Genomic DNA, 25326 nt, shown 5'->3' on the forward strand with positions numbered 1-25326 from the left:
TGGTCATCAAAGAATCTCTCCGCGCCCATGCTTATTTAAGTTTGTATAATGTCGCAACAGATTTAGTCGTTGCTAATCGGATTATTCCCGCCGAAGTGACTGATCCATTTTTCCAACGCTGGAAAGAAAATCAACAACAATATCGTCAAGAAATTCACGATAACTTCCGGCCTTTACCCGTCAAAGAAGTGCCACTCTATACAGAAGAAATGTGTGGGCTACAAGCATTAAATCGACTCAAAGATACTTTGTATAAAGACGAAGACCCAACCCAAGTTTACTATGCAGAAAGCACAATTAGAATTCGTCAGGAGAAAGATTCTTACAGCTTAGAATTGTATCTTCCCGGAATTCCTAAAGATCAAATTCAACTGAATAAAAGTGGAGATGAGTTAAATATTCGGATCGGTAATCATCGCCGGAATTTAGTTTTACCCCAAGCGTTAGCCGCGTTGCAACCAACGGGCGCGAAAATGGAAGAAGATTATCTCAAAATTCGCTTTGCAGAAGCCGCAAAAGTTTAAACTCAGAGGACAACTAAGTTCACAGTAAAGACTGGACTAACGGCTGAAACTGGGAAACCCATTGTTCTTGGCTAGCCACTAATATCGGATAGGAACGATGACCATAATCTTGTCCGGGTTGGAGGGGAAAAATCGGTTCAGGGTTTAGCGGTGTCCAAACCGCCCCCGCAGCCTTCAGAATCGGCCAGAGAGGGGCAATATCCCAAACTTTGGGTGTCGCTTCTACCCCACCAATAGCAACACCAGAAGCCACCATCAGGAAGTTGTAACCCGCCATCCCCATCAGCCGAATTTTGCAGGGAATATTCGGGATAATCGCGGTACTGCGGGTACAAACATTAAAAAAATGATCAGAACAGGGAGTCTCTAAACTCGAGTGAATCGGTTGTTGGTTACGAAAGGCACCACTCGGGCCAGTTAAACCCGTATTTTCCAGCCAGAAACCATGAAAAGACTGATTTAAGGGGGGGAGATGAACATAACCAAAGACAGGGGTTCCTCGGTACAACAAGCCCATGAGAATCCCCCAAATGGGAAGTCCCCGAGCGAAGTTGGTTGTCCCATCGATTGGGTCAATAATCCAACACCAGTCTGTGGTGGGGAAAAGATGTTCTCCTTCTTCAGAAAGAAGACCATGTTCGGGAAATGTATGATTGATCCGACGACGAATTTCTTGATCAGCCCAATGATCCGATTGAGTCACTAAACTGCCATCAGACTTTTCATCGGCTTGGACAGAACCCCAGTCAAGCCTTAAGCGCTGTCCGACTTCAGTCGTCGTGGTTTGGGCAAAATTGAAGACAGTCTTCCAAAAGTTAGTCATTGGATAAAGATTATCTATAGATTTATTGAAATTGAAACTCGTTTACAATGAGAATGCAAAGATCGAAATTTTAAGATTGCAGACGCTATGTTGCTCAAATCAACAACTCGGCATATTCAGATTTACACTGCTGAAATCAAGAATGATGAACTGGTTGACAATGACCAAGTTTTAACGATAGATGTTGATCCCGATAACGAGTTTAACTGGAATGAGGCGGCACTAAAAAAGGTTTATCAAAAATTTGATGAATTAGTAGAAGCCGCCAATGGAGAAGACCTTACTGAGTATAATATGCGTCGCATTGGTTCTGATCTTGAACATTTTGTGCGATCGCTCTTGCAAGCCGGAGAGATTAGTTACAATCTCAATAGCCGAGTTCTCAACTACAGTATGGGATTGCCTCGCGTTGCCTCCCAATAAGTTGAGATCGATACTGAGCAAGGTATCCGTCGATAATATAGGAAGCCAATGCCATAGCGAGTGTCTTGGCGTTGGCTAAATTCCCCGTCTGGCAACTCAACCGGAAACGCTACAATGATTCAGAGAAGTTTTTGCTAATTTACTGATTCTAGGAAACCCTTCGCTTCTAAATGCTTAGACTCCATGACAAATGATCTGTGCTTTTGGGATGAGTCGAATTAGAGATCAACCGTGCGATCTCGATCATTTATCCTGTAGCATGGAGAGGAAACTTCGTACCGGATAGGTGGGGAGGAACCTACCCAACTTGAAAGTTAACAAGCTTGGAGACAACAATTTTAACTCTCAACTCTAAAATTGAGTGGCAACAGAGGCGTGAGGAACCTCTATGCAAAATCATATGCCAAAACACTATTTGTTAGCGGTAGGTGAAGGGATGGATACTTTGCCTACAGGAACGCTAATTGCCGATCGCTACTTAGTCAGACAAAATTGCATTGTGGTCGATACTCGACCCGAACAGTTTCCTGAAATGCCTGAAGGCATTCCAGAGGTAATTGCTGCCTATCTACGGCTATTTCCCTATCGACTGCATCTTCCCCTCGTTTACGGATTTATCCCCCCCGATCACAATCCCCTTCAAACCTCGATTTGGCTCTTAGAACAGGGGCCAGTTGATGAGACAAGGGAAACTTTAATGCCCAGTCTCTTAGAGTTGTGGGCGGGGACATCGGCTCTACGCCAGTTAAACTGGTTATGGCAAATTGCTCAACTGTGGCAACCTTTCCAACATCAACAGGTTGCTTCTAGTTTGCTCAATCCCCAATTCTTACGCATTGAAGGGCCACTGGTGCGATTGTCTCAGTTAGAGCCTGACTGGAAAGCAGCAACTCTGGCTCAACTCGGTCAACTTTGGCAATCTTGGATCGAGAATGCTCACCCCAAAATTCATTCATTTCTAGATCAGCTAACCCAGCAAATGATCGCCAAAGAAATTCGCCAGCCAGAACACTTGATCTATCAACTCGATCAAGCGATGGCAATTTGTGGGCGATCGCTGACTCGTCGGATTGAAATTATTACCGCAACGGATACCGGACCGACTCGCTCTCAAAATGAAGATGCTTGTTATCCTGAACAAGATACTCTCGTGAAAGTTCAAGCTAATTCTCAGGCTTTGAGTATTGTTTGTGATGGTATTGGGGGACAAGAAGGCGGAGAAGTCGCCTCAAACTTAGCCATTCGGGTTTTGCGCGAAGACTTGGAAAATATTCGATCTCATCCGGCGAATTGGAATTCAACTTCCCTGATGAATCAGTTAAAACGGGCGACGAATATTGCTAACGATGTGATCTGTCAACGCAACGACAGCGAAAATCGCCAGGGACGTGAACGCATGGGAACAACCTTGGTGATGGCATTGACTCGTGAACATGAAGTTTATATTACTCATGTCGGAGACAGTCGCGCCTACTGGATTACTCGCACAGGTTGTCATCAGGTGACGCTCGATGATGACGTTGCTTCCCGAGAAGTTCGTCTGGGTTATGCGTTGTATCGAGATGCGATTCAACCCCGATCTTCAGGCGCCCTGATTCAAGCTTTGGGAATTACTTCCTCCGCGACGCTTTACCCGACAGTCCAACGTTTCCCGATTGATGAAGATTGCATCTTTCTATTATGTTCTGATGGCCTCAGTGATAAAGATCGGATTGAGTCTTATTGGAAAAGTGAAATATTACCAATTATCAACGCAGAAACTGATCTGATCTCAGCTAAAAATCGATTAATTGAAATTGCCAATACTCTCAATGGTCACGATAATGTAACAATTTCTCTCCTTCACTTTCGAGTCTCGACAAAATCGGGGATTTACTCTCTACCTGATATTAAAGTTTCACCGTTTGTTCCAAATTTAGAGGTAGATTATGGGGAGGATTCCGATATTTCTCAAGCGGATGATTCTGATCTACCCAACACAGAGTTTGTCGATGTACCATCCTCAGCCAAGCTTCCTCAAATTTGGCTATTATCCCTGGGAATTGCCTTTTTATTAGGTTTAGGAGGAGTATTAGTTTATATTTTTTATCCCGAGAGATCTACTCAGTCTCAAGTTCCTGTTGTTCCCCCGACAAACACAACTCCCCCGACCCAGCCTCCTGAATTTCCTATCTCTCGCAATCCAACCGTAGGTTTAAAATCAATCATTCAACTCGGGGAAAATACCACTGCTTTAGGTGAAATTCCGGTCTCTTCTATTCAATTATTAAAAGAGTTTGGGAAACCTTGGATTAAAGGTAAAGTTCCTGAAGGAACAGTTTTTCAAGTGATGGAAAAACAATCCACTCCTCAATCCGGGACTTGGTTAGAATTAAAGGTTTGTTATTTGCCGAATCAAAAAGAGAACTTAACCTGGAAAAAGCGTTCTAAAGAGGAACAGTTAATTATTGAAAATCCGGACTTTATCCCTTCATCAGAATCCGTCGAAATACCCGATCAGATTGAAGCATCAGAAAACCCATATCAGCCCACTGAACCCTCAGAAAACTTAGAAGCAAGCAGTCAACTTATCCCACCTCTACAAGCGGGTGATATGGGATGGATACGGGCGACAGATGTTTTCGCCTTGATGGTTGATACTCCACTGTTTAGATCTCAACAAAAAGGAGTTTGTCAAGATGTCCCCTGATTGGTGTAAAAGACACAGATATTAACGTTTTTTTCCTTTAAAATTGGGTGTTAATCTGCTACGATCACGTCAATATTTGAGGAATGTGGGGATAATGATGAAGAAATATTGTCAAGCTTGGGCTGTGGCTTTCTCGATCACGGCGATCGCATCAGGGGTTTTTCCCAATCAGGCGAAGGCGGATGGTTATCCCGGTGGTAAAATTCCTCATCAACCTCCTCATCAATCTTCCTGCGAAGTCGATGACTGCAACTCCCCTCGCCGTGGATCTTTATATGATGAAATTTATTCCAAACATAAACCCTATTGTGGCTACTTAAAGAAAAATCGTCATCACTCTCATCATTGGAGTGAAAATTACAACCGAATTGGAACTTCAGAAGAATCCTCATCGGAAAAAACTTCATTCGAGCGAGAACCCGAAATCAGGGAAGATTTAATTGCTTCGACAGAGGGTTACTCTCATTTCAGCGCCTCTGAACCCACAAGTTCTCGGAACCGATATTCTCAAAGTAGTACAATGACGGGAGAGAATACGCTGGTATTATTTATTGTGATTTTATTATGGTTTCTACTCCGTCCTGTATTCTCACCTAAAGATTCCAAAAAATCCTAATCTATATCGAAACTTTTCTCGGAATTTTTGGGAAATTTTCAGTAAATTGTCAGTCCAAAGAATGCCAAAATTTCAATGGCTGTGATTGCTTATGTTTAAATGCCCAGTCTGTCAACAGGAATATCTACAATCACTTCCTGAGTTTTGTTCAGTTTGTCACTGGAATTTACAATCAGGATTATCAGAGCCAATAAAAATTGATCAAGAATCTGTTAGACTCGAATGGGCAAAACAACAGTGGCAACAGTTCCAACTCCTGAAACAAAAGCTTAAAGAAAAGCATTCAAATGAAGAAAATTATCCCTTAAATTCTGCTTCAAATTTATCTAATTTAGCAAATTTAACCCGACGCTTAGATAGAATTGAAACCCAACTGCAAAACGCAACCGTTGAACGAACAAACTTACATCATCAACTCGAATGGGTTTTGTATTATCTCGAATTACTCAACCCTGAACGTGTTTCTAATACTATCTCTCGTCTAGAAAGTTGGCTAGAGGGAAGTGTTGAAGAAACATCTTTAATGTCTGAAGTTGGGATGGATTATCAGCCCCTCAGTGAGTTACTCGCCGCAGGAGATTGGAAAAGTTCCGATCAATATACATGGCAAATTTTGCTCTATTTAGCGAGACAAGAACCCGACAGTTGGCTAAGAGTAGAAGATATTGAAACCTTTCCCTGTGTTGATTTGAAAACAATAGATTATCTCTGGAATTATTATAGTAACGGGTTATTTGGTTTAGGCGTTCAGCAGCAAATTTTTAACAGTTTAGCCGGGGATTATCCAGCATTCTGTGACGCGGTGGGATGGCGAGAAGGAGAAAATTGGAAATATTACGATGAACTAACATTTAACCCCAATGCACCCGTCGGACATCTGCCAGTCATTGTTTGGCGAAAACGCGCTTGTTATGGAATAGGTTCAGGCACCGCAGCCGAAAATCTTTCTTTATTTCTAAGTCGATTCGTTGATTGTCAGAATTGTTGATAAAATCACAACAGATCAATCAATCTACCGGGATAAATTTATTGAGCATAAATCGAGCAATTCTAGCCCAAAATGACGAGAAAAAATAGGTTAATTGATCAGATCTCCTTAGCTCCAGTTTTTCCAACTCAACAAATCTTAACCCCTACCCAGTGATTTCTCAGAGAGAATTCAGTTTGTTGGGATGAAATAATAAAGTATCAATCAAAATAATAAACTGGGACTAAAATTATGGCTGTTGAATACGATTTAGTCATTATTGGTGGAGGTTCAGGAGGGTTAGTTGTAGCGAGTGCAGCCGCCCAATTAAAAGCAAAAGTTGCACTCATTGAACGCGATCGCTTAGGAGGGGATTGTTTGTGGTTTGGTTGCGTTCCCAGTAAATCTTTAATTCACGCTTCCCGAGTCGCCTATGAAGTCAAAAACGCCGCTCGTTTTGGCATTCATACCGAACACCCAAAAATTGATTTTGCTCAAGCTGCTCGTCACGTTCAAACCGTGATTAAAACCATTGAACCTCACGACTCACCAGAACGGTTTCGGAGTTTAGGGGTTGAGGTCATATTTGGGGAAGGAAAATTTTGCGATCGCCAAACTTTTGAAGTCAACGGACGCCAACTTAAAGCCAGAGCATTTGTGATTTCTACAGGTTCTCGACCTGCTATTCCATCAATTCCAGGTTTAACAGAAGCAGGTTTTTTAACCAATGAAAAAGTCTTTTCTCTCCAAGAACGTCCTGATCATTTTGCAATTATAGGTGGAGGGCCTATTGGGTGTGAATTAGGACAAGCTTTTTCTCGGTTGGGATCAAATGTCACAATCATTGAAAGTGGTAATCATCTCTTACAAAAAGAAGATCCAGAAGCCGCTCAAGTTGTACAAGATCAACTCATGTCAGAAGGGATTAAAATATTAACTCAAACTCGCGCCGAACACGTCGAATTACGGGACGGAAAAAAACAAATTAAAGCCGGAGAAAATACTATTATTGCTGATGAAATCTTACTCGCCGTCGGACGAGTTCCCAATGTAGAATCCTTGAATTTGTCAGCAGCAGGTGTTGAGGTTGGTAAGCGAGGAATTCAAGTCAATGCTAAACTCCAAACCACCAACCCCCGAATTTATGCTTGTGGAGATGTAATTGGTGGGTATCAATTCACTCATGTTGCGGGTTATGAAGCAGTTGTGGTCTTAACAAATGCTTTGTTTTTTCCAGTTAGTAAAGCCAACTATCGAGTCATTCCTTGGGCGACATTTACTGACCCTGAGTTAGCGCGAGTTGGGTTAACTGAAAAACAAGCGATAGAACGCTACGATAAAGATGTTTATGTGTTAAAACAACCTTTTTCGGGTGTAGATCGCGCTCAAGCGGAAGGGAAAACATTAGGGTTTGCGAAGATTATTACCCGGGGAAATGGTGAGATTTTAGGCGCTCATTTAGTTGGGCCGTCAGCCGGAGAATTAATCCATGAAATTGTGTTAGCTATGTCGAATAATTTAAAGGTTTCTGCTTTAACCGGAATTCATATTTATCCGACATTATCAGAGGTTAATAGTAAAGCCGGATTACTCTTGAAAAAACAGAAGTTTGCTCAAAATCAATGGCAACAGAATTTCTTAGAAAAGTTCTTCAACTGGCGGCGATCACTTTAAGCTTTAGCTTTAATTGGATTTTGTTATCGGTTTAAACGTTTTAATTCTTCGGCGATAATCTCTTGCATAATGCTAGTAATAGTCGGCCCGATGACTTGAGTTGTCCGTTGAATCGATTCTTGTAGGAGTTGAGGCATGACTTCAATTGTTTTTTGTCCAGTCGGACTCTGATAAAAGTCAATTAATACCTGTAAATCTTCTTTTGAAAAGTATTTATCATAGAGAGGATAATAAACTTGTTCAACAATTTTCTGATAGTCAATTCTTTCGAGAAAAAGTCGATTATATTTCTGAGTAATACGGTTCATTTCTCGACTTAGATTAGCTGCCATTTGTTGACGTTCTTGGGGTGAGAGTTGTTGGCTTCCTAAGTCTGAATTTAACATCGCTCCAAATTGTTGTTCCATCTGAGATAACATGGCTTGACTCACTTGTTGAAACGTTCTTTCCCCTCCGGTGAGTTCCAGGAATTCTTCAATCAGTTGTCGTTTATCTTCTGGAATTTGTTGTGATACTTTTACACCAACTTCCGAAGAAACCAGGGAAGTTTGAGCATTGGAAACATCAGGACACAGAAAAAACAAAGATGAGGTTAATCCGATGAATAAAATTCGCTTTAACATGATAAGATGAAATAACTTTCAAATAGATTTCGCAAAAAATTCGAGTCGTCAGATTTGAGTGCTTTTTGAACGACGGGATCAAAGCTTAAAGGTTGCATCCAACCCGGGTATAAAGGAGAAGATGTAGTTAGCTCGTCGAGTTGTTCAATGTCTTGAGAAGATAATTTGAGGTTAACGGCTTCCAAGTTATCTTGAAGATGAGACATTTTATATGCCCCTAACATGATAGAGGTGACACAACGAGCGCCTTCAGGTTGAGGATCTTCGCTCGTCTATTTTCCACTTAAAAAGCCTCCCGACAAAGGACTCCAAACCAATACACCTAGCTTTGCATCCTCAACAAAAGGAACGATTTCATGTTCTAAATCTCATCCCAGCAAAGAATAGTACACCTGAGTAGTAATGAAGCCAGAAAAGCCAAGTTGTTCCTGAATGGTCAATATTATGGCAGCTTTCCAAGCGGGAAATGGGTCTGCAACAGTTTGATCAATGTTGTTTGTCACTCCTGGAACTAACTGTCCTTCTCCAAAAGTCATCGCCCCAAATGTCAGACGTGAAACAACTAAACCGCTACAACCGCCTGAAGTATACTGCATATTATTTTTTGTTCTGTCTTTCTGTTATTTTAAAATAGATGCAATCATTTGTTTTGAAGTGATGATGTGTAGCATGATTTTTTCGATTCAAATTCACCAAAAATCACCAATCAAAAACGCCCCCCCGAAGGAGAGCGTTTAAGGTTATTCAATTTAAGCTAGCAATTAGCCTTTGATGACGGGAGCAGACTCAACAGAAGCTAAGTCTAAGGGGAAGTTGTGAGCGTTGCGCTCGTGCATAACTTCCATACCCAGGTTAGCGCGGTTGATGACGTCAGCCCAAGTGTTGATAACACGTCCGCTAGAATCAATTACGGATTGGTTGAAGTTGAAACCGTTGAGGTTGAATGCCATGGTGGATACACCTAAAGCAGTAAACCAGATTCCGATTACCGGCCATGCACCTAACAAGAAGTGCAGTGCGCGAGAGTTGTTGAAGCTAGCGTATTGGAAGATTAAACGACCGAAGTAGCCGTGTGCTGCAACGATGTTGTAAGTTTCTTCTTCTTGACCGAACTTGTAACCGTAGTTTAAAGATTCAGTTTCAGTTGTTTCACGAACCAAAGAAGAAGTTACCAAAGAACCGTGCATTGCACTAAACAGTGCGCCACCGAATACACCTGCTACACCTAACATATGGAAGGGGTGCATCAAGATGTTGTGTTCAGCTTGGAAGACCAACATGAAGTTGAATGTTCCGCTGATACCCAGAGGCATACCATCAGAGAAGCTTCCTTGTCCAATCGGGTAGATTAAGAAAACTGCGCTTGCTGCTGCTACAGGTGCAGAGTATGCAACACAGATCCAAGGACGCATTCCTAAGCGGTAGGATAATTCCCACTCACGACCCATGTAGCAGAATACACCGATCAAGAAGTGGAAGATTACCAACTGGTAAGGGCCACCGTTGTACAGCCACTCATCTAAGGAAGCTGCTTCCCAGATGGGGTAGAAGTGCAGACCGATTGCGTTGGAAGAAGGAACAACTGCACCAGAGATGATGTTGTTTCCATACATTAATGAACCAGCTACGGGTTCACGGATTCCGTCGATGTCAACCGGAGGTGCTGCTACGAAGGCTACGATGTAGCAGATTGTTGCTGTCAACAAGGTCGGGATCATCAACACGCCGAACCAGCCGATATAAAGGCGGTTGTTTGTGGATGTGACCCAGTTGCAGAACTGCTGCCATAAGCTGGCGCTTTCGCGCTGCTGTAAGGTAGTTGTCATTGTATTTATAATTGCTATTTGTTTTTCGAGGTTCGTCGGTAGGTGTTTTCTACCATGACTTTAGTATTACACAGTCAATGAAGTTTTGTAAAGGGGTTTTCATAAATGATTTACTTAACTAAAGTATAAAGAAAACTAATGATTGTCTAACTAGAGCTTCCGACTCACTCTTTTCAGGTCTTGTACAGTAGATGAGGCCATGTATCTGTCATTGATTTATGTCTTTTGTGATCACCTACAGTCCCGCTTATACAGTTGTTCCAACCTATGAGTGTTTTAATCGTTGTCATTACTGTAATTTTCGAGATGAACCTGGAACCCGTCCTTGGCTGACTCTGGCGCAAGCTCAACAAATCTTAAAATCACTTTTAGATCGAGGGGTGATTGAAATTTTAATCTTAAGTGGAGAAGTTCATCCTCAGAGTTCTCAACGCCCCGCCTGGTTTGAACGAATTTATCAACTGTGTGAATTGGCATTATCGATGGGATTTTTACCCCACACCAACGTTGGCCCACTTTTATATGAAGAAATGGCACAACTAAAACAAGTTAACGTTTCAATGGGGTTGATGCTAGAACAACTGACTCCTAAATTACTGCAAACCGTTCATCGCCACGCCCCGAGTAAAGTTCCTCAACTGCGGTTACAACAGCTTGAATGGGCCGGAGAGTTGCAAATTCCCTTTACAACGGGTTTATTACTCGGAATTGGTGAACAAGAGTCAGACTGGCGAGAAACCTTAGAAGCGATCGCCACCGTTCATCAATCTTGGGGACATATTCAAGAAGTGATCTTACAACCTCACAGTCCCGGTCAACAGCAAAGTTGGGAGGGTGAAGCTTTTAATCTCCATCAACTTCCCCAAGTCGTTGCGATCGCCCGTTCTTTGCTTCCGGCAGAGATTACCTTACAAATCCCCCCAAATTTAGTCACTCATCCTGAGATCTTAATCGAATGTATCACAGCCGGAGCCAGGGATTTAGGCGGTATCAGCCCCCACGATGAAGTGAATCCTGATTATCCTCACCCGGATGCTCAAACTCTCGCAAATCTTCTTCAGCCTCAAGGTTGGGAGTTACAAAAACGCTTACCCGTCTATCCTCAGTATATTTCGGGGTTGCCTGCAAAATTAAAAACTGTAGTTGAGAATTTACAGCTTGCCACTCAAAGCACTTCTCTGGTACAATAAAGGTTCTTGTATGCGGCGGCATAGCCAAGCGGTAAGGCAGAGGTCTGCAAAATCTCCATCCCCGGTTCAAATCCGGGTGCCGCCTTCGTAGTAAAACAGCATAAAGCAATATTCGAGAGCTTGAGGTAAATCCGTTACCCAATGTTTTGCTCAGATTTCCCCCGAAAAGTCGATCTTTCTTTGATCATCGACAATGGGATAATTTTAAATTTGTCAAATCTTGAAACTAACCCAAAAATAGATATGGGATTAACCTGAGTTGATTATTCTACGTTTAAACCAATGCCCTTTTGGGTAAATTCTTCAACGGTTTTTTCCGAGAGTTCGTGAGTCGTGATCGCAGTTAAAATCTCTAACGGTAGAGTTAAATGAGTTGCTCCGGCTTTTAACGTTGCTGCGGCTTCTTCCGGGGATTTAATACTCGCGGCTAAAATGCTGGTATCCGTTCCCTTTAGTAAAGCAGACATCTCCTCTACTAATTTAATTCCATCCCCTAATAATCGAGTTGCTCGGTTAACATAAGCTATAGCATATTTTGCCCCTGCTTCCATTGCCACAACTGCTTGAGCGGGACTATAAATCGCTGTTACCGCACAGGAAATCTCTGGAGACAAACGAGCAACGGCTTGAAACCCAACGGCGGTAGCCGGAATTTTTAATACGGTTTGGGTTCCCAGAAGTGCATAAGCGGCTTTGGCTTCTGTTAGCATCCCATCTAAGTCAGAAGCAGTGAGTTGATAACAAATTTCTCCCGATGTTGTTTGTTTAAGCTGTTTGAGCGTATCTGAGGGCGAAAGGGTACTTTTGGCGAGTAACGTTGGGTTCGTGGTAATTCCTTTGACCCAACCCCATTGACTCACTTGTGTTGCTTCTTCGATAATCGCTGAATCGAGATAAAGTGCCATTGTTCGCCTTGTATAAATTCCCCTCTGATAGCATAAAGCAAATCACTGAAGTTTAGAAGTTTAGAAGTTCAGCAGTCAGAAGCCAGAAGGGAATAGAGGCTATGGGGAAGATTCATCATTCAGAATTGATCGCTCGTCACTGTTTCCCATTCCTTCAAATGGCCCCAAAAAGGTTGGTTTAGGACGTAAAATATGAAGTTCCAGCAACGCTTTGATGATGGCTAGCATCTCTCGCTGGGTATAAAATCGCATCGACTCATCTTGATATTTACCCCAGTCTGGTGTTCCATAACCCACTGCATTAATACCTAACTGATTGCAAGTGTACACCGCCCGAGACAAATGATATTGTTGCGTGATTAATACTGCTTGTTGAATTCCAAAGATTTCTCTAGCTCGATAGCAACTTTCATAGGTGCTAAACCCTGCATAGTCGAGTTTGATATCTTCTAGGGGAATTCCTTGCTCATAGGCGTAGTATTGCATGGCAATCACTTCATTGTATTCGGGTGTGGCGTTATCTCCAGTCATTAAGATTTTCCTGACTCGCCCCAGATGATAAAGGTCAATTGCACCTTGTATGCGATCGGCAAGCATCGGCATCGGTGTTCCATCCTCCCATACACCCGCTCCAAAAACAATGGCAACGGGTTTAGACGGAACTTGGTTGATATTCGTATAGCGACGAGTATAGGTACTCGCTTCAACGTAAGAACGGAGTGCTAATGGCGTTAACAACGCTCCCAACAAGATTAGAGGGAGAGAAAGAGAAATATGCCAGCGACGAGTTAACCCTTTGGGTAGCTTGGACAGCATTAACATCCCGAATGACTGTAGCAGTGGACAATTTTATCGCAAAATGCCTAGTTCAATAGTCTGTGTTGTGGCACTTCTGTGCATCTTGATTGCTTAAGCCTAACAGCTTCTTGGACTTTTACCGATTGGGGCAAGCAGATTCCGGAAATTTTAGTAGATACAAAAGAATAACTGTGTCATCGGACTTTGGGATGTTGACAAATTAATGAAGATATGGATGAAAGCAAAGGAATAGGTTTTTTCTCTATTTTGTATTGAGAAATGCCTATTTGTATCGTATTTTTTTAACCGTATTAAGACTTTATTTAAAAAAACTAATCTTTAAGAACGGAGCGCCGTTATAACTGTTATAATCGCTTTTTTTACAAAAATTAACAGTTATGACGTTAAATTATTTACAATAATTAACATTAATTTTGATTAAAAGTAATCATCAAGCGTTAAACTACTAACAAGCAAGATTAAATTCAGCAGGGGAGTAGATCCCGATCATAGGCTTGTGAGTAGAAACAAATCAGAATTGCTACTTAAGATTGCACTTGCTGGACGGCTTTTAAATCCCGATCAGCAGGTTAATCATGGGTGTAAACTGAAGTGGAAACTCGGGCAAGAGAAAAGCGAGCTGCTTTCTTCTCTAGTTCTTTTCTTAGGTCGAAGAAGTCCGAAACCGAGCTAATTATATTTACTCGGATTTAACGACCCAAGTTAGTTTACATTTCCACCAATTGCAACTTCAAGTGAGTGTTGCTAGTAGTAGCCAACAATAATATTCTTCTCAAATCTTAATTCTTGAGGTATCAAGTCGTGTCTGACAAAAGCCGAAGTAGTCGTGAGTCATCTCAGGCTACAGGCTAAAGTTTGAGATGAGGTAGAAGATGGAAAACATAATTTGATGCTTGGCGGATGAATCATTTAGAGTGGTTTGCTAATTAGCTAAACTCAGGTAATGGCTTGCCAAAACATCTATGTTAGAGTTCCACCTTCTCAATATTTTGAAGAAGAATCAAAGCTAAACTTCCACTAACATATTCAGTGGTTTCTTCAGCTTTTTAATTCTCCTGTTGTTGACAGACTAGCAATGCAAAAAAAATTCCCTAATCGAGTAGAGACTCAATTCGGGAAGGATTTAATTACTTAATTAAGCTGACAATCTTAGCACAGGTTGCTTAAATCTGACAATAGGAGGATGCTCGCGCGAGTCACTCTCCAGAAAATCTCTGCCGTTTTTTTCTGAGTCAGAAACCAACTTCTAGCAAAAGATTTAGGCGACAGAACTCATCCAACTTGAAGACGTGGCATTGGTGTGAAATGTTGCATCGTTTGACCAACCAACATATCTATATCAGGTAACATTCAATGAGTCACGTTCAAGCTAAATTTGAAGCAACCGACACTGCTTTTCACGTTGAAGGATACGAAAAAATCGAATTCAGTCTAACCTACGTTGACGGTGCCTTCGATATCAAAAACCCTCAACTCGCAGAAACCTACCAAAAATTCGGACGGTGTTTAGCCGTTGTCGATGCGAATATTAACCGTCTGTATGGCCAGCAAATGCAAGCCTACTTCCAACACTACAAAATCGATCTTCGCATCTTCCCGGTTTCCATTCCCGAACCCGCCAAAACCATACAAACCTTTGAAACCATTATCGACGCCTTTGCCGACTTTGGCTTAGTTCGTAAAGAACCCGTTTTAGTCATCGGTGGCGGTTTAACCACCGACGTTGCAGGTTTCGCCTGTTCAACTTATCGTCGGAGTACCAACTACATTCGCATCCCCACCAGCTTAATTGGCTTAATTGATGCCAGTGTCGCCATCAAAGTTGCAGTTAACCACAAAAAACTCAAAAACCGTCTGGGCGCCTACCACGCTTCCAAACAAGTTATCCTTGACTTCTCCTTCCTGCGTACCCTACCTGTCGCCCAAATTCGCAACGGAATGGCGGAACTCGTCAAAATAGCCGTGGTTTCCGAAGCCGAAGTGTTTAAAATGCTTGAAGATCACGGCGAACAACTGTTATACAGCCATTTTGGGTTTGCTGACGAGACACCCGAACTCCAAGAAGTCGGTCATCGCCTCAACTACAAAGCCATCAAGCGGATGCTAGAGTTGGAAGTTCCTAATTTACATGAACTCGATCTCGATCGCGTCATCGCCTACGGCCACACCTGGAGTCCAACACTAGAACTCTCCCCCGAAGTGCCTTTATATCATGGTCATGCCGTTAATATTGACATGGCATTCTCCGCAACCTTAGCCGCCAAACGGGGCTACATCAGTAACGCTGATCGCGATCGCATTCTCAGCCTGATGAGTCGTTTGGGACTGTCTCTCGATCATCCGTTGATGGAAGCAGACTTGATGTGGAAAGCCACCGAGTCTATCATTCAAACCCGTGACGGTAAACTGCGGGCGGCTGTACCTTGTCCCATCGGAACTTGCCACTTTATCAACGATCTCACCTACGACGAACTCGAAGATGCGATCGCCGATCATAAGCGCCTCTGTGTTGATTATCCTCGTTCGGGTGACGGTTTAGATGCTTACATTCCCGCAGAAACCGAAAAACCTGCATTAGCCGTTAGTCGTTAGTTTTTTTACACCTTTTTTTCATCCCCCCTTTTCGTAGGAGAGGGGTTGGGGAGAGGTCGAAAAACCCCCCTCAGTCCCCCCTAAAAGGAGGGAAGAATTATCCGTTTTCTGTCTCCCCTCGCCTCGTAGAAAAGGGGTTGGGGGAGAGGTTAGAACTTCTGTAAAATTTTCAAAACATCAATCAAAATGACCAGTATTATTAACCTTCCCAAAGCTAGACCCGTTACACCTCTCGGAATATTAGCGGAAAAACTGGAAAAAGCAGTTGAACTGATCGAAAAAGCAGATATTTCCCCTGAAATTGCTGAAACAATTCAACAAGCTTATCAACTCGCTTCGGGTTTAGATCCTTACTTAGAAAACTGCACAACTTCTGAGTCCGAAGCATTAGCCAAACTCGCAGAAAAAACCCAAAAAGAACCCTGGAATTTGCGGTTTTCTGATGGCGAAACTGTTCGTCACTTAGAACAGGAAATGTTATCGGGACACATCGAAGGACAAACGTTAAAACTGTTTGTTCATATGATGAATGCCAAACGCATTTTAGAAGTCGGAATGTTTACCGGATATTCGGCTTTAGCGATGGCAGAAGCCTTACCGGATGACGGAGAATTAATTGCTTGTGAAGTGGATGAATATGTGGCAAAATTTGCCCGAGATTGTTTTGATGCTTCCCCCGATGGTCAGAAAATAAAAATCGAAGTCGCCCCGGCTTTGGAAACGATGCAAAAATTGGCAGATGCGGGAAAGTCGTTTGAACTGGTTTTCATTGATGCCGATAAAAAAGAATATGTCGATTATTTTAATCTGCTTTTAGACCGAAATTTATTAGCAGAAAATGGGTTTATTTGTATTGACAACAGCTTGTTGCAAGGACAGCCTTATTTACCCGAAAATCAACGCACTGCTAACGGACAAGCCATTGCAGAGTTTAATCAAGTTGTCACCAACGATAGCCGGGTTGAACAGGTGTTGTTACCGCTGCGAGATGGTCTAACATTAATTCGACGTCGGTAAAATTTCAGTCAACATTTTTGAGTTTTGTATTAATCCCCCAGCTTCCAAAGGGGGAAGTAAAAAGATGACACAACTTTTGTTTATTCAACCCCAACGGGCATCTGCTTTGTTTCAAAATATCGGAACATTGTTGTTATTATTATTGGCTTTTCCCTTTAATTTAATACTTGTTCTCAGTGCGTGGGTTGTGAATTTATTTCGTAAACCCTTTCAGAAAAAAGTGATCGCTGAAAACCCGAAAAGGATTTTGATCACGGGTGGGAAAATGACGAAGGCTTTACAACTCGCCCGTTGTTTTCATGGGGCTGGACATACAGTTTTTTTAGTAGAAACCCAGAAATATTGGTTGTCTGGACATCGATTTTCTAACGCAGTTCAAGGGTTTTATACCGTTCCCGCCCCCAAAAAAGATCAAGAGGGTTTTTTTCATGGGTTACTAGATATTGTCAAACGGGAAAAGATTGATGTGTTTATTCCGGTGACAAGTCCAGTAGAAAGTTACTATTGTTCTCTGGCTAAACCCCTACTTTTACCCCATTGTGAGGTAATTCATTTTGAAGCCAATATTACCGAGATTTTGGATAATAAGTTTAGTTTTATTGATAAAGCTAGACAATTGGGGTTATCGGTTCCCAAGTCTTTTTTAATTACTAAACCTGAACAGGTGCTTGATTTTGACTTTGCAACCGATGGGAGTCAATATATCCTCAAAAGTATTCCCTATGATTCTGTTCATCGCTTAGATCTCACAAAATTGCCGATGAATTCTCAATCAGAATTAGAGGAGTTTGTCAAGGGATTACCCATCAGTGAAGATCAGCCCTGGATCATGCAGGAGTTTATTCGGGGACAAGAATACTGCACCCATAGCACCGTCAGAAAAGGTGAAATTAGACTGCATTGTTGTTCTCAATCTTCGCCGTTTCAGGTCAACTATGAACAAGTAGAAAACCCAGAAATATTAGCTTGGGTACAAACATTTGTTAAATCCTTAAATCTCACAGGACAAGTTTCTTTTGACTTTATTCAAGCCCCTGACGGTAAAGTTTATCCCCTAGAATGTAACCCGAGAATTCATTCAGCAATTACCATGTTTTACAATCATCCCGGTGTTGCGGATGCTTATCTAACCGATAGTCAAACCCAAGATGAACCTCCCATTACACCCTTAACCGAGAGTCGGCCGACTTATTGGCTATATCACGAACTTTGGCGGTTATCAGAGGTCAACTCTGGGGAAAAACTCCAAGCCTGGATCAAAAAAATATATCGGGGGACAGATGCCATTTTTCAAGTCACTGACCCGCTACCCTTTTTGATGGTACATCACTGGCAAATTCCCCTACTTTTGCTGGACAACTTACGCAAACTAAAAGGCTGGATTCGCATTGACTTTAATATTGGAAAATTGGTAGAATTAGGAGGAGATTAACATTTCTTCAAACAATCACCCAAACCCTTCAAATGTTTTACAGAGTTAGACTGCGCCAACAGTGGTCTGCACCAGTAGAGCTTAGAGTTATCCTCTCACTCGTTATTGGTCTAGTTGCCATATCTTTTTCTCCGATTTTCATCCGTCTCAGTGAGGGGGAAATCAGTCCCTACTCCACGATTTTTAATCGTTTTTGGATTGCCACAGTTGCTTTAGGGTTGTGGAATGGAATATCAGCCACTCGCCCTCCAAAGTCTCTCCCCTTATCCATCGAGAAGCCTGGCAATTCTATCCAAACAATCGGGTTATTATTTTTACTGGGAAGCCTGTTATCAACATCATTAATGTTGTGGGCTTGGTCTTTGACTCAAACCAGTGTCGCCAACTCAGCAATTATTCATAGTCTCACCCCGATATTTACCGCTTTATGGGGATGGTTATTCCTCAGACGGCAAATTGATCGTAAATTTATACTCGGAATGGCGATCGCAGTCGGTGGAACTTTGGTGATTGGATTCGACGATTTATCCCATTCTCAAAGCGGTTTTCAAGGTGATTTAGCGGCATTACTTTCAGCTTCATTACTGGGAGGATATCCCCTAATTATCGAACAGCTAAAAACTCGAATTTCCTCAAACGAAATTATTAAAGGTTGTTCAATTGTTGGGATGTTAGTCGCCTTACCTCTGGTGGTGATCAATGGTGATCAACTGTTTCCCCATTCACTTCATGGCTGGTTTGCTGTCATTTCCCTGGCTGTTGTTTGTCAAATTATCGGCTTGGGTTTAGAAGCAATATCCTTAAAGCGATTTTCAGCAGAATTTATCTCCACTTGCCATTTAGTCACTCCCATTTTGGGTTCAATAGCGGCTTGGGTAATTTTTGAGGAAGTCTTAACTGCGGATAACTGGATCGGCTTTACTTGTGTGTTAATCGGTATTTATGTCACCTTACAAAGTCACTCCGCAGTTAAACCGCAGGATACTATAAACTCACTCCCATTGGATTAAGAGTTTAGAGTCAGAGAAAATCCGCTTTTAACAGTGGCGATCGCTAAAAATAGGGTGCTTTATTAGAAGCGATCGCTATTCAATTATCAATATTATTGAGGTTTTAAACTGCCCAATCTACGATAAATAGGCTTAATCTTTTTTATAAGTCTATTTTTCAAAAGCCTGATTGTAGTTCTTTGATCGAATCGGTATACCCTGAGAAAGTTTGGTTAAAGTTGAACAGGCTGGTATACTCTTAAAAGCATTGGAATTAGAGTTTTTACTCAGTCCTCACAAGAATCATTAACTTTCTCAGTTTATGGCGGATCAAGTCTTAATTGCGATAACATTTGTTCTCTTCCTGTTATTCTTTACCGGGGTTGGCATCTACTCAGCCACTCAAAAACAAAGTACAACATCAGATTATTTGTTAGCGAGTCGTAGTGTTAACCCCTGGTTTACAGCACTTTCAGCGATGGCGACAGGTCAAAGCGGACTCTTATTTATCGGACAAGTCGGCTTTGCTTACACAGTCGGAATTTCTGCATTGTGGTTAACAGTGGGTTGGGCGGTAGGAGACTATATAGCTTGGTTATTCTTCTTCCGTAAACTTCGAGAAATGTCCGAGGAAAGCAACAACGAAACCGTCTCCGCATTCTTAGGTCAAAACACAAAAAATCGCGGAATTACAATTGCTTCTGCCTTAATTACTTTAGCATTTCTAGGTTCCTATGCTGCTGCCCAACTCGTCGCGGGAAGTAAAGCCCTCAACGCTGTATTTGGCTGGAATTACAACTTAGGAATTATTATCGGGGCTGTCGTTGTTGTGATCTACTGTTTTTCTGGGGGAATACGGGCTTCTATTTGGACAGACGCAGTACAAGCAACAATTATGATCGGTTCTCTGATTTTACTGTTTATCGTTGCAATTTTTACCTGTGGCGGTTTCGGTGAACTTTGGACAAAATTAGAGGCAATTGATCCGAATTTAGTCAGTTGGAGTCCATCTAATTTACAATTGGGTTTATTTCCTTTTGTATTGGGTTGGGTTGTCGCGGGATTTGGTGTTATTGGTCAGCCTCATATTCTAGTTCGGGCGATGGCTTTAAACTCCCCAAAAAACATGGGAAAAACCCGTAATATTAAGATTACTTGTGGTTTAACTAATTCTTGTTGTGCGATTGGGATTGGTTTGGCTGCAAGAGTTTTATTACCCAACTTACTCACAGAAGGTGATCCCGAATTAGCATTACCATTTTTGGCCTTGGAATTATTACCTGTTTTCTTAGTTGGGTTAATGTTAGCGGGATTATTTTCTGCAACAATTTCGACAGCAGACTCTCAAATTCTCTCTTGTTCGGCTGCATTAACCCAAGATTTGTTTCCCGCAGCAGCCAAGTCCTATCGTTGGGCAAAAGGAGGAACTTTAGCGGTAACAGCGATTATTTTAGCGATCGCATTGAGTGGAAATGATAGTGTATTTGCGTTAGTGACATTTTCTTGGTCTGCTTTAGCATCGGGTTTAGGGCCGTTATTTTTAGTGCGAATTTTCCAACGACCGATCACAACTCCCATTGCCATTACAATGATGATTGTCGGAATTCTAAGTGCTTTAATTTGGAATGTCGGACTGCAACTTTCCAGTGCGGTTTACGAAGTATTACCGGGAATGTTAGCCGGAATTTTAGTTTATCTCATTTCTCAATTTCTGATCTCAAAAGACCCAGAAAGCGACCAAAGTTTTTAAACTAATTCTCATTAATTTTGCAGAAAAATACAAACTTAATCAAAAGGTGTGTTTTAGTAAAAAATAATCAGCAATATCTTAAAATAAAACCTTGAAATAGGCAAAAAATATGATATCATTACAATGATATTCATCAATAAAGACTTCAATTTAATTTGAATTATAGGTATTTTTTTAATCCTGTTTTTCAAGTTAAGAATGGTCGCGCCCCACGCCTGCAAATTGAAGTTAAATCAGCAGATTAATACAGATCAATTCAATCATGAAATTAGAAACAATTCGACCAACTCAACCCCTATCCTCAGACACCCTACCCATATTGCGAGTCTTGCATCTAGCAGGGTCTTGTGTCTCAGATTTCTACTACAACCTATCAATCGTCTACGCCAAAGAAGTCGTGCAACCAGTTGGTGTCAGCAGCTACTATGCCGTCGTACATCCTAACGGTGATTGGCAGTTGGGGACATCCTTAGACTCCCTCTCCGAGAAAATGTCACTTCAGGAGATGATTGTTCAACTCCCTGAGATCGACGTCGTTGTTCCTCATCAGTTTTGTTTTCCAGGGATGACCAGTTTTCGGGCATTCTTCGAGGATCTCCTGGGCTTAAGCGTCGTCGGTTCGCCGTCCCATTGTACAGCCCTGGCAACCAACAAAGCCCAAACTCGAAGCGTTGTCGCCGCATCCGGGGTTCGTGTCGCCAAAGCCCAACAACTCCGCCCAGGAGACACCCTCACCATGCAACCTCCATTTATCGTCAAACCCAACTCAGAAGACAACTCTCTCGGAGTGACGTTAGTTCAGAACCCCGATCAAATCACCGAAGCATTACGAATTGGCTTTGAACTAGACGAGATATTGTTAGTCGAAGATTATATCCCCGGTCGAGAAATACGAGTCGCTGTTGTCGAACGGGAAGGAAAATTGTGTGTACTGCCGATGATAGAATACCTATTTACCGAAGAACACCCAATTAGAACAGTACAAGATAAACTGCACCTGCAATCTGATGGAATGCCCGAAAAGCAACCGGAAAAACCCGTCGCCAAGCCTGTATGTCCAGCGAATGTTGCACCAGAACTGTTTGAGAAACTGGCAAATGCGGCTAAAAATGCTCATATTGCTCTGGGCTGTCGGGATTATTCGTTGTATGATTTCAGAGTACACGCCGAAACCCACGAACCCTATATGTTAGAAGCAGGTTTGTTTTGGTCTTTTGGCAAAATTAGTATGATTTCGCGGATGCTGATCGTCGATGGACAAAATTTAGAGGATGTGGCGTTGGAGTTGTGGCGTGAGGCAGCCGGACGAACTCGGGTCGCTTGTCGATCCTTATTTAAGTATACAAAAGCAAACCAACTCGTATAGATCAATTCTCCAGCACCACCCTAATCCTGAGTATTGTCAACTTCCTAGCTATTTATCCCGTGCTACCTCAGCAGGATCATCTTTTCGGCTAGGACAGGATACCAGGAAATCAGCACTCTATGTTACTAAACAACAGCACTTCACAAACTGAATCTCCCCTCAATTATCCCACCCTTGGTATTATCGGTTGTGGCAATATTGGCAAACGACAAGCCGCTAATTTTCTCGCCCACGGCTACTCAGTATATGTCTACGATATCAATCCAGCGCGAATGGCTCAGTTGCAGTCTTTAGGCGCCCACATCACCCACAGTTGTGCTGAACTGGCGACCCACTGTGAAGTGATCTTTACCGCCCTACCCACTCCCTCTGACACGATCAAAGCGGTACTAGAAGGTGAACAAAACCTCAGTCAAGGATTGCGATCCGGCAGTATTTACATCGATATTACCACCAACTCTCCAGAAACCATACATAGACTTCATCAAGCGATCAGTCCTCTAGGCGTTGAGATGTTAGATGTCCCCTTTAATGATTGCTCTGAAGGGGCGACAAGCGAGGGCGGAATGGGTTTAGCCGTTTTAGCGAGCGGTTCGAGGGCAACTTTTGAGCGAGTTGAACCCCTTCTCCAACTCATGGCGGATCAGGTTCTCTACTGTGGTGAAATTGGCAGTGGAACTCGATGCAAACTGATCCATAATGCGGTGAATGCTGTTGCCGTGCAAGCAGTGAGTGAAGGAATTACCTTGGGTTTGGCTCAGGGAATTTCTCTAGAAACCATCTGGGATACTCTCCGTTTCGGATCATTTGGTCAAAATCCTGGGGACATTCACGGCTTGCCCTACTATTGGTTTTCACGACGCTGTGATCACCTCTCTAAACCCCCCGCTTTTACCGTCAAACTCTTACACAAAGATTTGCGGATCGCCTTGGATATGGCTATTAAGAACGATATTTCCGTTTCTCACCTCAACTTGACCATCAAAGACTACGAAGAAGCAGAGCGACGAGGTTGGTCTCCCTATGCCACCACCAAAGTTCGCTGTCTGCAAGAGGAACGAGCGGGAGTTATTGCTAAAGTGGATCAACCCATCCTCTCTACTCCATCCCCAACAAAAGCTTCTGGGACTAGCAAAAATAGATTCTCTCTGTACAGTGTGTTGATGCTCGTGTTAGTCAGCAACCTTTTTCAGTTAGGATTACAGTGGCTATTCCACAGCCATAATTTATTTTGAGATTTTTTGAGATCTTCTGAGTTGTTGTCCTCATTAACAACAAGCTCATCTGAAATTTCGGCGTGGAGCAGATCGGCTATGCCGACGAGAGGAAACGCCGTCTCCGTGAATTGGTTTACAAAAAGTGTGATAAAATGTAAGGTATGACAGAGAAAGCCTACCGTTACCGATTCTATCCAACTTCTGAACAGGAAAACTTGTTGAGGAGAACATTGGGGTGCGTGAGACTGGTGTACAACAAGGCACTAGCGGAACGCACTCAAGCGTGGTACGAACATCAAGAACGAGTAGGCTATTCTCAAACTTCTTCAATGTTGACGGAATGGAAGAAAGAGGAGGAATTAGACTTCTTGAACGAGGTCAGTTCAGTTCCACTTCAACAAGGATTGAGGCACTTACAAACCGCTTTTGCGAACTTCTTTGCGGGTCGAACAAAATACCCAAACTTCAAGAAAAAACGCAACGGTGGCAGTGCTGAATTCACGAGCGTCAGCATTTAAGTTTAAAGAGGGTCAAATCTATTTGGCTAAGAGCAAAGAACCTTTGCCGATCCGATGGAGTCGTCAACTTCCAACTGGTTGTACACCCTCAACAATAATGGTCAAGTTAGATCCCAGTGGTAGATGGTTTGTATCCCTTAAAATCAACGACCCAATCGACCACAAGCTGAAACCTCTCGATAAAAAGGTGGGGATAGATCTTGGCATCAGTAGTCTGTTTACTACATCTGATGGTGTTAAAGTTTCAAATCCCAGACACTTTAACAAAGTGTACAAAAAACTCAGACTTGCTCAAAAGTCTTTAAGCCGGAAAACTAAAGGTTCAAAGAACACAGAGAAAGCCAGAGTTAAAGTTGCTAAAATTCAAGCCAAAATTGCTGATTGCAGGCGCGACCATACCCACAAGCTAACCACTCAACTCATTCGTGAAAATCAAACAATCGTGGTTGAGGACTTAGCTGTAAAAAACATGGTCAAGAATCACCCTTACGGGTTAGCCAGAGCAATCAGCGACACCAATTGGGGAGAACTTGTCCAACAACTGACTTATAAAGCCGAGTGGTACGGGCGAGAATTAATCAAGATAGATAGATGGTTTCCCAGTTCAAAGCGATGCTCCAATTGTGGATATATCGCAGATAAAATGCCGTTGAACATTCGGGAATGGGATTGCCCTAAATGCAACTCTCACCATGACCGAGATCTCAACGCCAGTATAAACATTTTGGCGGCAGGGCTTGCCGTGTCAGTCTGTGGAGCGACCGTAAGACCGGAAGGGAGTAAATCTCTGAAGGCAGGTGCTAAGAAGCAGAAACCTAAATCGTGAGGTTTGGGAATCCCTCGCTTTTAGCGATGGGAGGATGTCAACTTAATCAATAAAAGCGACTCACTCCCAGATTATGAGTTGAACAAGGAAACGAACGTTTTAGGGTTGTTTTTTATGGTTGTTACCGTTATATGTATTAATGTATTAATCTCGCTTGTTTGTCTATATGTTGCTCGTCGAGTCTGGAAACTGCGTAGAGGATTAGCCCGAATAGACCGAGTTTTCGTCCGTCTCGAACATCGTGCTAATATGCTACTATGTCGAACACGAAACTTCGTCGAGCGGGGAAACTCAACCAGTTCTCAACTCAAACAGAAATATGATTCGCTGCAACAAAAATTGCAACATCTTGAGAAAATAGCCGCGATTGTCCGCTTGACTCAACTGTTACTGTTGCGAAAAAGATATTGAAAGAGAAATTGACCGAGAAATTGGGATACAAGCCCCGTTCTTTTAGGACGGCTTGTGCGATAATTTAAGTGGTTGAAATCCCCACCTAAGAGTGCAGCGATATATACTCATCAGATCAGAGTTGAAACC

Annotated in this window: 22 protein-coding genes, 1 tRNA gene and 1 pseudogene; 17 read left to right on the top strand and 7 right to left on the bottom strand. The window is 42.4% G+C overall.

Translation table 11 applies throughout. The features are described 5' to 3' along the window. A partial coding sequence (locus L8106_RS07890) for an ArsA-related P-loop ATPase (RefSeq protein WP_009783723.1) occupies positions 1–524 on the top strand: 524 nt, incomplete at its 5' end. A 19-nt stretch (positions 525–543) separates the two neighbouring features. On the opposite strand, the gene L8106_RS07895 is transcribed toward L8106_RS07890, so the two are convergent. After that, positions 544–1347: an inositol monophosphatase family protein gene (locus L8106_RS07895; RefSeq protein ID WP_009783724.1), complete on the bottom strand. Its 804-nt coding sequence runs from the start codon at positions 1345–1347 to the stop codon at positions 544–546. Between the two features lie 87 nt (positions 1348–1434). Between L8106_RS07895 and L8106_RS07900 the strand changes: the two genes are divergently transcribed. From L8106_RS07900 to L8106_RS07920, 5 genes are all read left to right on the top strand, one after another. Beyond that, on the top strand, positions 1435–1770 hold the full coding sequence (locus L8106_RS07900; RefSeq protein WP_009783725.1) for an NAD(P)H-quinone oxidoreductase subunit M: 336 nt from the start codon (positions 1435–1437) through the stop codon (positions 1768–1770). A 388-nt stretch (positions 1771–2158) separates the two neighbouring features. Beyond that, entirely contained in the window at positions 2159–4459 is a 2301-nt protein-coding gene (locus tag L8106_RS07905) for a PP2C family serine/threonine-protein phosphatase (protein ID WP_009783726.1), read from the top strand. A 94-nt stretch (positions 4460–4553) separates the two neighbouring features. After that, on the top strand, positions 4554–5075 hold the full coding sequence (locus L8106_RS07910) for a hypothetical protein (RefSeq protein ID WP_039895750.1): 522 nt from the start codon (positions 4554–4556) through the stop codon (positions 5073–5075). Positions 5076–5166: 91 nt separating this feature from the next. Further along, complete coding sequence (locus L8106_RS07915) at positions 5167–6063, top strand: GUN4 domain-containing protein (RefSeq protein WP_009783728.1); 897 nt, start codon at positions 5167–5169, stop codon at positions 6061–6063. A gap of 231 nt (positions 6064–6294) precedes the next feature. Further along, positions 6295–7716, top strand: a complete 1422-nt coding sequence (locus tag L8106_RS07920; RefSeq protein ID WP_009783729.1) for an NAD(P)/FAD-dependent oxidoreductase — start codon at positions 6295–6297, stop codon at positions 7714–7716. Between the two features lie 23 nt (positions 7717–7739). Here the strand turns inward: L8106_RS07920 and L8106_RS07925 are convergent, their stop codons facing one another. From L8106_RS07925 to psbA, 4 genes are all read right to left on the bottom strand, one after another. Further along, positions 7740–8339, bottom strand: coding sequence for a DUF2059 domain-containing protein (locus tag L8106_RS07925; protein WP_009783730.1), 600 nt, complete (start codon positions 8337–8339; stop codon positions 7740–7742). Continuing rightward, a complete protein-coding gene (locus tag L8106_RS32840; protein WP_198012912.1) occupies positions 8333–8545 on the bottom strand; it encodes a hypothetical protein in 213 nt (70 codons plus the stop codon). Before L8106_RS32840 ends, L8106_RS07925 begins: the two co-directional genes overlap by 7 nt. Positions 8546–8707: 162 nt before the next feature. After that, positions 8708–8935: a hypothetical protein gene (locus L8106_RS32845; protein WP_009783732.1), complete on the bottom strand. Its 228-nt coding sequence runs from the start codon at positions 8933–8935 to the stop codon at positions 8708–8710. 165 nt (positions 8936–9100) lie between these two features. Further along, the gene (psbA, locus tag L8106_RS07940; protein WP_009783733.1) at positions 9101–10165 is read right to left on the bottom strand and encodes a photosystem II q(b) protein; all 1065 of its coding nucleotides are present in this window, start codon (positions 10163–10165) and stop codon (positions 9101–9103) included. Between the two features lie 218 nt (positions 10166–10383). Here psbA and cofG point away from each other — a divergent pair, with 218 nt between their 5' ends. Together cofG and L8106_RS07950 are read left to right on the top strand one after the other, a co-directional pair. After that, the gene (gene cofG / locus L8106_RS07945; RefSeq protein WP_009783734.1) at positions 10384–11355 is read left to right on the top strand and encodes a 7,8-didemethyl-8-hydroxy-5-deazariboflavin synthase subunit CofG; all 972 of its coding nucleotides are present in this window, start codon (positions 10384–10386) and stop codon (positions 11353–11355) included. Positions 11356–11369: 14 nt separating this feature from the next. After that, positions 11370–11440 (top strand) — tRNA-Cys (locus L8106_RS07950). Between the two features lie 178 nt (positions 11441–11618). Here L8106_RS07950 and L8106_RS07955 read toward each other — a convergent pair. Then, positions 11619–12260, bottom strand: coding sequence for a transaldolase family protein (locus L8106_RS07955; protein ID WP_009783735.1), 642 nt, complete (start codon positions 12258–12260; stop codon positions 11619–11621). Positions 12261–12359: 99 nt separating this feature from the next. Beyond that, positions 12360–13076 carry a vancomycin high temperature exclusion protein gene (locus tag L8106_RS07960; protein ID WP_009783736.1) on the bottom strand — a complete coding sequence of 239 codons (717 nt, stop codon included), beginning with the start codon at positions 13074–13076 and terminating at the stop codon, positions 12360–12362. Positions 13077–14432: 1356 nt separating this feature from the next. Here L8106_RS07960 and L8106_RS07965 point away from each other — a divergent pair. The 9 genes and pseudogenes from L8106_RS07965 (at position 14433) to L8106_RS32040 (ending at position 25197) form a co-directional block, all read left to right on the top strand. Continuing rightward, positions 14433–15671 carry a sedoheptulose 7-phosphate cyclase gene (locus L8106_RS07965; protein WP_009783737.1) on the top strand — a complete coding sequence of 413 codons (1239 nt, stop codon included), beginning with the start codon at positions 14433–14435 and terminating at the stop codon, positions 15669–15671. A gap of 186 nt (positions 15672–15857) precedes the next feature. Beyond that, a complete protein-coding gene (locus L8106_RS07970) occupies positions 15858–16688 on the top strand; it encodes an O-methyltransferase (RefSeq protein WP_009783738.1) in 831 nt (276 codons plus the stop codon). Positions 16689–16752: 64 nt separating this feature from the next. Then, positions 16753–18120 (top strand): ATP-grasp domain-containing protein, encoded by a 1368-nt coding sequence (locus L8106_RS07975; protein ID WP_009783739.1) that lies wholly within the window; start codon positions 16753–16755, stop codon positions 18118–18120. 32 nt (positions 18121–18152) lie between these two features. Further along, complete coding sequence (locus L8106_RS07980; protein WP_009783740.1) at positions 18153–19130, top strand: DMT family transporter; 978 nt, start codon at positions 18153–18155, stop codon at positions 19128–19130. 301 nt (positions 19131–19431) lie between these two features. Continuing rightward, entirely contained in the window at positions 19432–20859 is a 1428-nt protein-coding gene (locus L8106_RS07985; RefSeq protein WP_009783741.1) for a sodium/proline symporter, read from the top strand. A gap of 262 nt (positions 20860–21121) precedes the next feature. Next, on the top strand, positions 21122–22225 hold the full coding sequence (locus L8106_RS07990) for a D-alanine--D-alanine ligase (protein WP_039895752.1): 1104 nt from the start codon (positions 21122–21124) through the stop codon (positions 22223–22225). 119 nt (positions 22226–22344) lie between these two features. Beyond that, entirely contained in the window at positions 22345–23460 is a 1116-nt protein-coding gene (locus L8106_RS07995) for an NAD(P)-dependent oxidoreductase (protein WP_009783743.1), read from the top strand. Positions 23461–23603: 143 nt separating this feature from the next. Further along, a pseudogene (locus L8106_RS08000) lies at positions 23604–24786 on the top strand (RNA-guided endonuclease InsQ/TnpB family protein). Between the two features lie 114 nt (positions 24787–24900). Further along, positions 24901–25197, top strand: coding sequence for a hypothetical protein (locus L8106_RS32040; protein WP_156803615.1), 297 nt, complete (start codon positions 24901–24903; stop codon positions 25195–25197). The last annotated feature ends 129 nt before the right edge of the window (positions 25198–25326 follow it).

Source organism: Lyngbya sp. PCC 8106 (assembly GCF_000169095.1).
Lineage (GTDB): Bacteria > Cyanobacteriota > Cyanobacteriia > Cyanobacteriales > Microcoleaceae > Capilliphycus.